Genomic DNA, 13,294 nt, shown 5'->3' with positions numbered 1-13,294 from the left:
GTAGAATCCAATACCCCAAAGGCATAGCTTTCCGAGTCGGAGACTCCATGCCTGCCCTGATCCCTCTGCACAATCTCCCTGTACGCGCAACTCGCGCGGCATGTGGGTTGGCAGGCATATTCCTTCTGTTGTTGCAGGCCTTTGGACCGGTGCTGGCGAGTCCCGGTGAAAGTGTCTGGATGGAGATCTGCTCGGAAGGCGGCGCGGTCTGGGTTGAAGTTGATCTTGAGGAGGACACCGAAGACCCGACCGCGTACTGCCCAAAATGCGCCGATTGCGCGCTGTGCGCTGTCACCAGTGCAGCGCCCGCACCCGAGCTGGTGCAGATACCGCAAATCGGAAACTTCCGTGTTGTACAGCTTCAGAACAGCAAATCTTCCATGTTGTACAAGTCGCATAAGCTGTGGCCCGAAACCCGGGGACCTCCGCGCCCGACCCAAGAAACTGCTGAACGCGCCCTGCGCGCGTCCATGGCGTCCACCCTAAGTATCGGAGGTGCGCCGTGGTCGTAAGTCGCGCAATCCATATAGTGCTGGCCCTTGCCCTGTCCTGCCTGATGGCGATTAGTGCCCATGCCGACAGCCTCGCCAGCTTCCTGCCCGAGATTGAACCCGCCGATCTGGCCCCCGGTGCTGATGCCATTGGGCCGGTCCGCGATGACGTTCCGGTTGCACCCGTTCTGAAGGCCGGCGAGACCGTTGCCTGGGCCTTCCTAACCTCTGACTTCGTTGGCACCACCGGCTATTCCGGCAAACCGATCCATGTGGTCGCCGCCATCGATGATCAAGCGGTGCTGACCGGTGTGCAACTGGTCAAACACTCGGAGCCTATCGTTCTGATTGGCATCCCCAACGCGCGCATGGTTGAGCTGACCGAAGGCTATGCCGGTCTGGACTTGAAGGTTGAGGCTGAAACCGGCGGTGAGGGGCATGACCTCGATATCATCTCGGGGGCCACCGTCACGATCATGGTGATTGATGACAGTCTTGTGCGCGGCGGCATCAAGGTGGCGCGGGCGCTGGGGTTGGGCGGTTTGTCTCCGCTGCAGGCCGATGGGCCGAAACGCGAAGTCGATCTGGCGCAGGATGCGGTATACGACTGGACCACCCTGTCCGGCAACGGCTCGGTCCGGCGACTAACGTTGGATATCGGGCAGGTCAACGCTGCGTTCGAAGCCACCGGAGATCAGCGCGCCATCAAACGCCCTGAACCCGGCGAACCAGATGACACCTATATTGATATGCATATGGCGTTGGTATCCGTGCCGTCGATCGGCAAGTCGCTGCTGGGTGAGGCCGAATATCAAAACATGGTCGACTGGCTGGACGAAGGCGAGCAGGCCATTCTGGTGCTGGGGCGTGGGGCCTACAGCTTCAAGGGATCGGGCTATGTCCGGGGCGGGATTTTCGACCGGATTCAGTTGATCCAAGGCGACAATTCGGTGCGATTCTTCGACAAGCAGCAGCGCCGGTTGGGCAAGGTTGCGGCACCCGATGCCCCAAGCTTCACGGAATTGGACATCTTCAAGATCCCCGCTGAGGCCGAGTTTGATCCGGCCGAGCCCTTCCGCCTGCAACTGTTGGCGCAGCGGGCTGTAGGCGCGGTTGAGAAGACCTTTCTGACCTTCGATCTGGGCTACAAACTGCCCGAGCAGTATCTGCTGCCCGTTGCAGCGCCAGTAGTTGTCGATGACGCCACCGGCGAGGCGGCAGCCAAGGCCGCGCTTTGGAAACGCATCTGGAAGGACCGCACGGTTGAGATCGGGGTGCTGGGCGTCATGCTTTTGGTGCTGACGGCGACATTCTTCTTCCAGTTCCACGCCACCATGAACGCCCGCGTCTTCTATTGGTTCCGCATCGGATACCTGACCATGACGCTGTTCTTCATCGGCTGGTACGCCAATGCGCAGCTGAGCGTGGTGAACCTGATGGCGCTGGCAGGCAGCTTGCGCACCGGCTTCTCCTGGGATGCCTTCTTGCTGGACCCGTTGGTCTTCATCCAATGGTTCGCTGTCGCTGCCGCGCTGCTGTTCTGGGGTCGGGGTGCTTATTGCGGCTGGCTGTGCCCGTTTGGCGCGCTGCAGGAACTGACCAACAAGATCGCGCGGGCCTTCAAGGTGCCGCAATGGACTCTGCCCTGGGGCCTGAATGAGCGGCTCTGGCCCGCGAAATACATGATCTTCCTCGTGCTGTTCGGGATCAGTTTTGTCTCGATCCCGCTGGCTGAAACCTATGCCGAGGTCGAGCCGTTCAAGACCGCGATCATTCTGAAGTTCATGCGCGACTGGCCCTTCGTGGTCTTTGCGCTGACCCTGCTGGGGATCGGGCTGTTCATCGAACGGTTCTATTGCCGCTATCTCTGCCCCTTGGGTGGTGCGCTGGCGATCCCTGCCCGTATCCGCATGTTCGACTGGCTGCGCCGCTACAAGGATTGCGGCACCCCCTGTCAGACCTGCGCCAACGAATGCCCCGTTCAGGCGATCCACCCCACCGGTGAGATCAATCCGAACGAGTGCGTCACCTGCCTGCATTGTCAGGTGCTCTACCAGTCCGAGGACAAATGTCCCGTCGTTATCCGCCAGTTGAAACGGCGGGCCAAGACAGGGTCGGTTCAACCGAAAACCCCCCTCGGACAACCACCGGCGAACCATCCGAACGCCAAACCGCAAACCGTTTCCTAAAAAGGAGGAACGATCATGTCGGAACACGATAAGAAACTGAACGTCACACGCCGCGGACTGCTGGGTGCATCTGCAACCGGCGCCGTGTTGGCCGGAACCGGTCTGGGCAGCACCCTGATGACCGCGAAAGAGGCCAGCGCCGCCGCCAATGCCGCGCTGGAGCCCGGCGAGTTGGACGAATATTACGGCTTCTGGTCCTCGGGTCAGACCGGCGAGGTGCGTATCCTCGGCGTGCCGTCGATGCGCGAGTTGATGCGCATTCCGGTATTCAACCGCTGCTCGGCCACCGGCTGGGGCCAAACCAACGAGTCGCTGAAGATCCTGACCGAAGGGCTGCTACCCGAGACCAAGCAGTACCTGGCCGCCAATGGCAAAGTCACCTATGACAATGGCGACCTGCACCACCCGCACATGTCCTTCACCGATGGCACCTATGATGGCCGCTATTTGTTCATGAATGACAAGGCCAACACACGCGTCGCGCGCATCCGCTGCGACGTGATGAAATGCGACAAGATCATCGAAATCCCGAACGCGCATGACATCCACGGTCTGCGTCCGCAGAAATACCCGCGCACCGGTTACATTTTCGCCAATGGCGAACACGAGGCCCCGCTGGTCAATGATGGTGAGATCCTCGACGATCCGTCGCAATATGTGAACATCTTCACCGCCATTGATGGTGATACGATGGAGATCGCATGGCAGGTGATGGTGTCGGGCAACCTCGACAACACTGACTGCGACTATCAGGGCAAATACGCATTCTCGACCTCGTATAACTCGGAAATGGGTATGAACCTGGCCGAGATGACCGAGAATGAGCTGGACCACGTGGTCGTGTTCAACCTGAAAGGCATCGAAGACGCGATTGCTGCTGGCAACTATCAGGAGCTGAACGGCGTCAAGGTCGTGGACGGGCGCAAAGAGGCGGGCGGTAACCTGACCCGTTACATCCCGATCCCGAACTCGCCGCACGGAGTGAACGCAGCACCCGACAAGAAACACATCATGATCAACGGCAAGCTGTCCCCGACCGTATCCGTGATCGATGTGGAAAAGGTCGATGCGCTGTTTGCCGACAATGCCGATCCACGCTCGGCCATCGTGGCGGAACCGCAGCTGGGTCTTGGCCCGCTTCACACCGCGTTTGATGGCAAAGGCAACGCCTACACCACCCTGTTTCTGGACAGCCAGGTGGTGAAGTGGGACATCGCCAAGGCCATCGAAGCCTACAGTGGTGCGGATGTTGATCCGATCCTCGACAAAGTGGATGTGCATTATCAGCCGGGCCACAATTCGACCTCGATGGGCGAAACGGCTGAGGCTGATGGCAAGTGGCTGATTTCGATGAATAAGTTCTCGAAGGACCGCTTCCTGAACGTCGGGCCGCTGAAGCCGGAAAACGAGCAGTTGATCGACATCTCGGGTGATAAGATGAAGGTGGTCCATGACGGGCCGACCTTTGCGGAACCGCATGACTCGATCCTCGTGCACCGGTCCAAGGTGAACCCGGTCAATGTCTGGGATCGCAACGACCCGATGTGGGAAGATGCCCGCAAACAGGCCGAGGCTGATGGTGTCGATCTGGAAGAGGGTGCCGAGGAGCCGATCCGCGATGGCAACAAGGTGCGGGTCTACATGACCTCGACCGCGCCGGTGTTCAGCCTTGAGAAGTTCACCGTCAAACAGGGTGACGAGGTAACGTTGTATGTCACCAACCTGGATGACGTGGATGACGTGACCCACGGTTTGTGTCTGTCGAACTTCGGCATCGCGATGGAGGTTGCGCCGCAGGCCACCGCCTCGGTCACCTTCATTGCCGACCGTCCGGGCGTGCACTGGTTCTATTGCCAGTGGTTCTGCCACGCGCTGCACATGGAGATGCGCGGCCGGATGTTCGTTGAGCCGCGGAGCGCATAACCATGCGTTGGTCCCTGCTCATACCGCTCCTGCTCGGCTCGCCCCTTTGGGCGGCGGATTGGGATGTGCCCAACCGGGCAGGGGCCATCAACGAGATACTGGCGCAGGCGGCGGATGGGGACACCCTCCGCCTGAGCCCCGGCGTTTATGCCGAACGACTGGTACTGGACCGGCCCATCACAATTGATGGGCTGGGACAGGCCACCATCGACGGCCAAGGCCAAGGCAGCGTCATCACCGTGACCGGGCCGGGCGTGACTGTGCGCGGACTGACGGTGATCGGCTCAGGCTCGGACCATGACGGGATCGATAGCGGTATCCAGCTGACCAAAACGGCCCATGCGCCGGTGGTTGAGGATAACGTGCTGCTGGGCAATCTCTATGGCGTCGATATTCACGGTGCCAAGGACAGCATCGTGCGCCGCAACCGGATCGAAGGGCGGCAAGACCAGCGCATGAACGAGCGTGGCAATGGCGTCTATGTCTGGAACGCGCCGGGTGCGGTGGTTGAGGACAACGATATTCGCTATGGCCGCGACGGAATCTTTGTAAACTCGTCGAAGAAGAACACCTTCACCGGCAACCTGTTTCGCGATCTGCGTTTTGCCGTGCATTACATGTATGCCGACAATTCGGTGGTCAGCGACAACGTCTCGATCGGCAATGATCTGGGCTACGCGGTGATGTTCACGACCAATGTGACCGTGGCCAATAACGTCTCGATCGGCGACCGCGAACATGGCGTCATGCTGAACTACGCCAACAAAAGCACCATCACCGGAAACGTTGTGAAAGGTGCGAAAGAGAAATGCACCTTCCTCTATAACTCGAACAAGAACGAGTTCACTGATAACTGGTTTGAGGGGTGCGGCATCGGAATCCACTTTACCGCTGGCAGCGAGCGCAACCGCATCGTTGGCAATTCATTCATCGGAAACCGGACGCAGGTGAAATATGTCTCGACCAAATGGGTCGAGTGGTCCGAAGACGGACGCGGCAACTACTGGTCCGATTTCGCCGCTTATGATGTGGATGGCAACGGCATTGCCGATGCCCCCTATCGCCCCAATGACAGTATGGACCATGTGCTGTGGACCCAACCCTCAGCCAAATTGTTGCTCGGCTCCCCTGCCGTGCAACTGGTGCGCTGGTCGCAATCGGCCTTCCCGGCGTTGTTGCCGGGGGGCGTGATGGACAGCAACCCATTGATGCAAGCCCCTGAACCCCCAGCTATGAAAAAGGTGCCTCATGACGGATAAGGCCCTGTCAATCGACCATGTTCTCAAGGACCGAGGGAAAACCCGCGTTCTTGACGATATCACCCTCTCTCTTGCCCCCGGTCAGCGCGTTGCGCTGCTGGGCCATAACGGCGCGGGCAAGTCGACGCTGATCAAATCCATCCTCGGCCTGACGCCGATCCATGGCGGAGCCATTCGGATCGGAGATGCCACCCCCGGCAGCGCGCAGGCGCGTCGCGAGACGGCCTATCTGCCCGAAGCGGTGTCGTTTCATCCCGCTTTGACAGGGCGCGAGCAGTTGACCCTGTTTGCGCAGCTTTCAGGCGCAAAGGCCGACGTGCTTGGCCTGTTGGAGCGCGTTGGTCTCAGCGACGCATTGGACCGCCGGATCGGTACCTATTCCAAAGGCATGCGGCAACGTCTGGGTCTGGCGCAGGTGCTGTTGGGTCAACCGAAAGTGGCTTTGCTGGATGAGCCGACAAGCGGGCTGGACCCGATCTCGCGGCAGGACCTTTATGCCATCATCGACGAGCTGGCTGCCCAAGGCACAGCCGTTCTAATTGCCAGCCATGCGCTGACTGAGGTCGAGGCCCGTACTGATCGCATCGCCATCATGCGCAAGGGCCGGATGGTCGCTGATGACACGCTGAACAATCTGTCGGCTCTGGCCGGTCTGCCGATCCGCCTGAAGGTGCGCGCCAGTGCCAATCCTGATGTGCTGGCCGCCGAACTGGGTGGCAACCGGATCAATGGGGCATCCGTTGAATTGCTCTGCGCACCCGAAGACAAGATGGAGGCGCTGCGCCGGATCGCCGGATTGGGCGACGCTGTGGCGGATGTGGAAATGACCCCGCCCAAGCTGGAAGACCTCTATCGCCACTACGCACAGGAGGATTTGCAATGACCCGCTTCCTCGCCATCACCCGCACAGAAATGCTGATCCTGCGTCGCAACCGCTGGCTGCTGGTCGCAACACTGATCATGGTTCTGTTCGCCTTGGCGCTGACCTTTGCAGGCAGCGCACCAACGGGCACTTTAGGCGTCGACATGCTGACCGTTTCGGTGGCCTCGATGACCACGCTGTCGGTCTATCTTGCGCCGCTGCTGGCGCTGATGATCGCCTTTGACGCCATCGCCGGCGACGTGGATCGCGGCAGCCTGTCGCTGCTGCTGTCCTACCCGGCGGGGCGCGGAGAAATCCTGCTCGGCAAGTTCACCGCCCATCTGGCCGCGCTGGCCTTTGCCATGACCATCGGTTTCGGCACCGCTGGCGCAGTGGCCGCCTTCTTTGGCGGCGCGGGTCCGGAAAGCCTGATGGCTCTGGTCCGCCTGATCCTCACATCTATCCTGCTGGGCGCTGTCTTTCTGGCGCTTGGATACTTGCTGTCCGCCCTGGCAAAGGGGGCCACGGCGGCGGCAGGTTTGTCGGCCGGGCTCTGGCTGGTTTTTGTCGTCCTCTATGATCTGGGCCTGTTGGGGGCCGTCGTCATGGACAAGGGCGGCACCTTCACCCAATCCGTCTTTCCGTGGGTGATGGTGGCCAACCCGGCCGACGCATTCCGTTTGTGGAACATCGCCGCAACCGAGGGCGTCGCGATAGCCTCGGGCATGACCGGGGCGGCGCAGGCCCTGCCGGTCTGGGCCGCGCCCGCCTCGCTGCTGATCTGGCCGGTGCTGGGCTTTGCCCTTGCGCGTCTCGCATTTCGGAGAGTTGAGCCATGAGATACCTAGCCCTGATCGCTCTGGTCGCGTTGACGGCCTGCAAAGAAGAGGTGGCCGAGGCCCCCGACCCGGTTGATCTCACCCCGGATGCGCTGAGTTATTTCTGCCAGATGAACATCGCGGAACATGGCGGGCCCAAAGGGCAGATCCATCTGGAAGGCTATCCCGCGCCTTTGTTCTTTGCGCAGGTGCGCGACATGCTGGCCTATCTGAAAAGCCCCGAACGTGACGCCAAGATCACGGCCGCCTATGTCAGTGACATGAGCGTCGCGCCCAGCTGGCGGCAACCGGGGATTTCCAACTGGATCGCAGCCGATGGCGCGACCTTTGTCGTTGGCGCCGATGTGGCCGGCGGCATGGGTGCGCGCGAAGTCGTGCCCTTTGGCGACCCCGCCGCGGCAGAGGCGTTCATTGCCGAATATGGCGGCGCCGCCCTGCCACTGTCTGATATTCCCGATGCCGAAGTGCTGGGCCCCGTCGATTTGAACCTCGCGCTGGAGACGCCCGCATGACCCTTCTGACCCGCCGCCGTTTCCTGGCCATCTCAGCCGCCTGCGCCGCCGTACCCGCCGCTGCTGGCAACGTCGCCCAATGGCGCGGTATTGCGCTGGGCGCACCCGCCAGCCTGAGGCTGGAAGGCTCGACGGACGCACAGGCCGCGCCGATCTTTGCTGCGGTCGAGGCAGAGCTGAATCGGCTGGAGGATATATTCAGCCTCTACCGGACGCACTCGCAGATCAGTCAGCTTAACCGGATCGGCCACCTGGTCACCCCGGCGCCTGAGCTGCTGGAGGTGCTGAGCCTGTGTTCCACGCTTCACGACGCTTCGGGCGGGGTGTTTGATCCGACGATCCAGCCCCTGTGGCTAGCGCTCGCGAGTGGCGCGGCGGGGTCGCAAGTGGAACGTGCGCGCCAGACGATTGGTTGGGACAAGGTTCACGTAAGCGCCGGTGAGATCCGCCTGCCGCATCCCGGACGCTCGGCGATTACCCTGAACGGGATTGCTCAAGGTGCGATCACTGACCGGATTGCCGCTTTGATGCGATCCTTCGATCTGCGCGATGTGCTGGTGGATATGGGCGAGGTCGCCACCCTTGGCCAGCGGAGCAATGGCGAGCCGTGGCGCGTCGGGCTGGCCAAGCCCGACGGTGCTGTCGCTAAACGGATCACACTGCAGGACCGCGCCGTCGCAACCTCGGCCCCCGAAGGCACCATGCTGCAGGGCGATCAGGGGCATATCCTGAACCCGAAAGGGTTGGGTGCGCCCTATCAGGCTGTATCAATCTCAGCCTCGCAGGCAGCATTGGCAGACGGGCTCTCAACCGCCCTATGCCTGACCCCGCGTGCCAAAGCAAACGCGCTGATATCGCGTTTTCCGGGCGCGCGTGTCGAGATGAGTATCTGAGCGCGGGTAAAGCTTGTCGTAAGGGGATGGTGCCTCAAGAGGGCATCTAATCCTTGTTTCAGAGTGTTTCACCATGCCCCAGAATTTCACGGAATGATTGTTTTTCAGTAATTTAACTGCACCACCATGTTCCACTATGCCCCGCCGTATACTATATATAGAAGGTGGATAGAGAGGTGGATGAGTGTCACGACCGTTGAACAAGCTCAGCGCATCGACGCTAAAGGCGGTACCGCCGGGGAAATACTCCGACGGTGGTGGTCTGTGGTTCCATCGGCGAGAGGATGGCGGGGCGCAATGGTTCTTGCGTGTCACAGTGCATGGTCGCAGGCGTGAGATGGGTTTGGGCTCCTTTCCTGAGGTGTCGCTCAAAGAAGTGCGTCAGGAAGCCGAGAACTGGCGGGCTGTTGCGCGAAAAGGCACAGACCCAATCAAAGAGCGCGAGCGCCTCAAGCGTGAGGAAGCCAGTAAGCTTCACCTGTTGAAAGACGTCGCAGAGGATGCGTTTGAGAGCCGCAAGGCAGAGCTAAAGGGTGATGGCAAGGCAGGTCGCTGGTATACACCACTAGAACTGCATGTTCTCCCGAAGCTGGGCAAAGTACCTGTCGTGGAATTAGACCAGAAAGATATTCGGGACACGCTGGCCCCTATCTGGCACGACAAAGCAGACACTGCGCGAAAAGCAATGAACCGGTTGTCTATCGTGATGCGTCACGCTGCAGCTCTTGGGCTAGATATTGACCTGCAGGCTACGGATAAAGCCAAGGCCCTATTGGGCAAACAACGGCATAAGCCGCAAAACATCCCTGCGATGCCTTGGATGGATGTTCCGGCCTTTTATCAAAGCTTAGATGGCGGTACGACGACCGAATTTGCGTTGCGCCTGCTGATACTCACTGCAGTGCGGTCCTATCCCTTGCGCAACCTGCATCTAGACCAGATTGACGGCGATGTTTGGACAATACCTGCGGAGGCAATGAAAGGGCGCAGGGATGCGACTGAAGATTTCCGGGTACCTCTATCGACAGAAGCCATGGCGGTCATCGAAAAGGCCAAACCAATTGCGCGGGACGGCTTGTTGTTCCCGGGTGTTCGGCGCGGTGTGATATCGGACATGACTATGGGAACTTTCATGAAGCGGCGTAAGCTTAGTGAGCGTCCGCACGGGTTCAGGTCGTCGTTTCGGGATTGGGTAGCAGAGACGCAATACGTGCCATTTGAGGTTGCCGAAACTTGTCTGGGCCATGTCGTAGGTGGTTCTGTCGAGCGGTCTTACAAGCGCACTGACTTCTTGGAGCAGCGGCGAGAGTTGATGGAACGATGGGCCGCCCATCTACTATCGAACATGACCCAAGGCGACCAAAACCCGGTAAAGCTTGGAGCGAGACATGACTAAAAGAAAAGTTCGCGGAATACTGGACCACGTCCAAGCAGAGCACGACGGGGTCGAATGGGAGTGGGAGCAACCTAGCGTCGACTACGTCCCTGGAATGGGTCTTGGCGCAACCAAACAAGCGACCAGATGGGCTTTCATTGGTTACTGCATGGAAATCGAGCGGTCCATAAAATCCGCTTTGACTGTGAAGAGAGGTCGCCCACCGAAAAACAAATTGGACACCATAGACGCCCGAAGAGCGTTTCTTCTGTGGAAAATGGTCAACCAAACTTTCAGCGGCAGTCGGCTCAATTGCACTGTTAACTCATTAATAAACATGGTGATTGCTGTAGAAGAACACTTGAAATTGCCCATGCGAGAAAGAGCTTTTCCACCAAGTGGAAGCTACGCATCTTCGATTTCTAGAGGAAAGAAAATTCTAGAAATTGACAGAGACTGGAATTCCGCGATTTGCGAAAAAATCGATGCCATTTAACCGCAAATGACTGATAGATAACTATCCTTCAGTGTGTGTGCCATGAGCAATCATGGAGCGCACAAATGAACCTCCTTTCCTTCACGGACCTGCAGTCCAAGCTCGGCGGTCGTAGCCGGTCCAGCGTCTACCGCGACATTGAAATTGGTCGCCTACCGAAACCCATCAAGTTCGGTTCTCGCCTCTATTGGAATGAGGCCGATATCGACGCCGCAATCGAGAAACAGGTTGCCGCTTAATCAAAACCCGCACCCAGAAGTAGGGCGCGGGCGGTACGCAATTGCGGCTAGTAGGATAGTTGCGATTGTAACCGTTTCTCGCCCTTGGTGCAACAACCAAGGAACAGAAAATGAGTACTCAGCAGAAACCAGACACCGGACGCCAGAAGTTCGGTATCTATTTCCTCGTCAGCAAAGTAGAGCTGATCCAGGTGAACGAGGTGGCGGCATGAGAACTGTTGACCTCCAAATCCGCACCATTCGTCGCAAACATGGTCTTTCGGAAGCCGCCGCACGGGTCGTTGCCGCCCTGTACTACGGAGGGCGTCGGTCATGAGTATTGTTATTCAAAAAAACGCACAGGAGGAAATCCACGTATCCCGTGGAGATTACATAGGCCGCGACGTCGTAAACCTTCGCGTCTGGTATCTCGCGAAAGACGGAGAAAAACACCCCACACGAAAGGGAGTGGCGTTCAACGCCGCCCTCCTCCCCGACATTCAGCGCGCACTGACTGAGATGGTGCAGGACGGGGGCGACTGATGGGTCGGGATAAACGCAACGAGAAGCGCGGAGAGCACTGGACCAAGATGGCGCGAAACATGATGGAGGAGCCCGCTTGGCGGGCTCTCTCATCAACTGCGCAGGCGCTGTACCCGTGGCTCAAGCTGGAATGGAAAGCCCGGACAGCAACAACAACGGTAGGATCAGCATGAGTGTCCGGCAGGCCGCAGAGTGCCTTGGTGTGACACGCAACACAACTTCGAATGCCTTTCGCGAACTACAAGCCAAGGGTTTTATCGCTGTCACCCAGCCACCCAAATTGGGAGATAGTGGAGTAGCGTCATCGCCGCAGTTCGAACTTACAGAGATTTCTTTGCCAACGGCGAATGGGAACAGCGGTCGTAGACTATACAAGCAGTGGTCTGACGGCGCGGATTTCCCGGTTGTGAAAGCCCCAACTCACAATCCCAAAGGGACTAACGGAAAAGAAAAACCCCGTCATCAAAACCGTGACGACACCGTCGTAAATTTTGTGCCGGGGACAGCAGAGGCGGCACAAAAATGATGACGGCCCGTCCCAAAAATTGTGCCGAGAACACCCCATTTCGGCAGGTCTCCCGTCCCAATAATGATGACATCCTTAATCTACCAGGGGGTCTGGGGGAAACGGACACCTTCTGCACCAACTATCCAGCACAACGAGGCATGAGCAATGAAGAGCGAGAGCAAACAGAGAACGCATACCAAGAATGAACCCGCTTTGGACGACACGAGTTCGACAGGAACGGATCTGGAAGTCGGCAAGAGAGAAGCAACTGAAGCAGAGTTGGCCGTCATCAACGCTGTGCGTGCCGACAAGCGAGCTCAAGTCAGAGCACCGAACTTGAACTTGGACTTTGATGAAGAAACGAGAGAAGTCTTTGTCGAGCACGAGGGCTTAGACGGTATGTCGGGCACCGCTATGACGATGCATGAGCTAGGGACTTCTGACCTTCGCTTCTATGAAGGCATCATGAACCACATCATCCCGCTTGGGGATGGGGACAAAACCGTGTCGGCCCCTGCTTCGAATTTTGTCCTGTCTGTTGTCGCAGATGTTCAGCCAAAGGACCAAATCGAAGCGATGCTGGCGGTTCAAATGGGAACAATCCACCAAGCCACAATGGTAATGGCGCGGCGCTTGAATCATTCAAAGCATATCCCGCAACAAGATGCAGCCGAACGCGCACTCAACAAACTGGCTCGAACTTTCACAAGCCAAGTCGAGACGTTAAAGCGGTATCGCTCCAAAGCGGATCAAACTGTTCGGGTAGAGCGTGTTGAAGTGAAAGAAGGTGGCCAAGCCATTGTTGGTGACGTTCACCACGGGGGGCGGGGCAATGAAAAAAAGTGACTCCAACCCCATGGAAAGGGCACACGCAGCCCCACGATGCACGGCTACATCTAAGCGCACCGGCCTTCCTTGCAAAAACCCTGCGGTGAAAGGTTGGTCAGTTTGCCGAATGCACGGTGCCGGCGGTGGTCACGGTCCTGGCAAGGCCAATCCGGCCTACAAGCACGGTATGTACACCAGAGCGGCTCAGGAGATGAGGAAAAACATCAACGAGCATGTGCGTCTGGCTCGTGAACTGGATCGACTGCTAGATGGACGCTGATAGAACGCACGGGATTTGTGCACACAGAAAGTTGGCGACTTCGCAGAAGCACTTGGCAGAAATTCGCAATCATTATTC

At 58.6% G+C, this 13,294-nt stretch carries 14 protein-coding genes; all 14 read left to right on the top strand.

Features of this window, described 5'->3' with window-relative positions; all coding sequences use genetic code 11:
- The first annotated feature begins 47 nt into the window (after positions 1-47).
- The 14 genes from ACRZ96_RS16880 (at position 48) to ACRZ96_RS16815 (ending at position 12,954) form a co-directional block, all read left to right on the top strand.
- A complete protein-coding gene (locus ACRZ96_RS16880; protein ID WP_170737087.1) occupies positions 48-512 on the top strand; it encodes a DUF2946 family protein in 465 nt (154 codons plus the stop codon).
- Between the two features lie 44 nt (positions 513-556).
- Complete coding sequence (locus ACRZ96_RS16875) at positions 557-2,680, top strand: 4Fe-4S binding protein (protein WP_480707489.1); 2,124 nt, start codon at positions 557-559, stop codon at positions 2,678-2,680.
- A 15-nt stretch (positions 2,681-2,695) separates the two neighbouring features.
- Positions 2,696-4,603 (top strand): TAT-dependent nitrous-oxide reductase, encoded by a 1,908-nt coding sequence (gene nosZ / locus ACRZ96_RS16870; RefSeq protein WP_480571929.1) that lies wholly within the window; start codon positions 2,696-2,698, stop codon positions 4,601-4,603.
- Positions 4,604-4,605: 2 nt separating this feature from the next.
- Positions 4,606-5,862, top strand: a complete 1,257-nt coding sequence (locus ACRZ96_RS16865; protein WP_170466503.1) for a nitrous oxide reductase family maturation protein NosD — start codon at positions 4,606-4,608, stop codon at positions 5,860-5,862.
- Entirely contained in the window at positions 5,852-6,745 is an 894-nt protein-coding gene (locus tag ACRZ96_RS16860) for an ABC transporter ATP-binding protein (protein ID WP_170398101.1), read from the top strand. The genes ACRZ96_RS16865 and ACRZ96_RS16860 overlap by 11 nt, the downstream gene beginning before the upstream one ends.
- Positions 6,742-7,563 (top strand): ABC transporter permease, encoded by an 822-nt coding sequence (locus ACRZ96_RS16855; protein ID WP_170408066.1) that lies wholly within the window; start codon positions 6,742-6,744, stop codon positions 7,561-7,563. The genes ACRZ96_RS16860 and ACRZ96_RS16855 overlap by 4 nt, the downstream gene beginning before the upstream one ends.
- Positions 7,560-8,075: a nitrous oxide reductase accessory protein NosL gene (locus tag ACRZ96_RS16850; RefSeq protein ID WP_170648283.1), complete on the top strand. Its 516-nt coding sequence runs from the start codon at positions 7,560-7,562 to the stop codon at positions 8,073-8,075. The genes ACRZ96_RS16855 and ACRZ96_RS16850 overlap by 4 nt, the downstream gene beginning before the upstream one ends.
- Positions 8,072-8,968, top strand: a complete 897-nt coding sequence (locus ACRZ96_RS16845) for an FAD:protein FMN transferase (RefSeq protein ID WP_480707456.1) — start codon at positions 8,072-8,074, stop codon at positions 8,966-8,968. Before ACRZ96_RS16850 ends, ACRZ96_RS16845 begins: the two co-directional genes overlap by 4 nt.
- Positions 8,969-9,152: 184 nt before the next feature.
- Positions 9,153-10,364 carry a tyrosine-type recombinase/integrase gene (locus ACRZ96_RS16840; protein ID WP_480814863.1) on the top strand — a complete coding sequence of 404 codons (1,212 nt, stop codon included), beginning with the start codon at positions 9,153-9,155 and terminating at the stop codon, positions 10,362-10,364.
- Positions 10,357-10,839, top strand: coding sequence for a hypothetical protein (locus ACRZ96_RS16835; RefSeq protein ID WP_480814862.1), 483 nt, complete (start codon positions 10,357-10,359; stop codon positions 10,837-10,839). Before ACRZ96_RS16840 ends, ACRZ96_RS16835 begins: the two co-directional genes overlap by 8 nt.
- A gap of 65 nt (positions 10,840-10,904) precedes the next feature.
- Positions 10,905-11,078 (top strand): AlpA family phage regulatory protein, encoded by a 174-nt coding sequence (locus tag ACRZ96_RS16830; protein ID WP_170408056.1) that lies wholly within the window; start codon positions 10,905-10,907, stop codon positions 11,076-11,078.
- Between the two features lie 312 nt (positions 11,079-11,390).
- Positions 11,391-11,600 carry a transcriptional coactivator p15/PC4 family protein gene (locus tag ACRZ96_RS16825; protein WP_480814861.1) on the top strand — a complete coding sequence of 70 codons (210 nt, stop codon included), beginning with the start codon at positions 11,391-11,393 and terminating at the stop codon, positions 11,598-11,600.
- 115 nt (positions 11,601-11,715) lie between these two features.
- Positions 11,716-12,126 (top strand): hypothetical protein, encoded by a 411-nt coding sequence (locus ACRZ96_RS16820; protein WP_480814860.1) that lies wholly within the window; start codon positions 11,716-11,718, stop codon positions 12,124-12,126.
- 147 nt (positions 12,127-12,273) lie between these two features.
- The gene (locus ACRZ96_RS16815) at positions 12,274-12,954 is read left to right on the top strand and encodes a hypothetical protein (RefSeq protein ID WP_480814859.1); all 681 of its coding nucleotides are present in this window, start codon (positions 12,274-12,276) and stop codon (positions 12,952-12,954) included.
- The last annotated feature ends 340 nt before the right edge of the window (positions 12,955-13,294 follow it).

It is taken from the genome of Ruegeria sp. CF1, assembly GCF_056537445.1.
The sequence above is the reverse complement of the archived record's forward strand: the minus strand, read 5'-3'. Positions and strand labels throughout refer to the sequence as shown.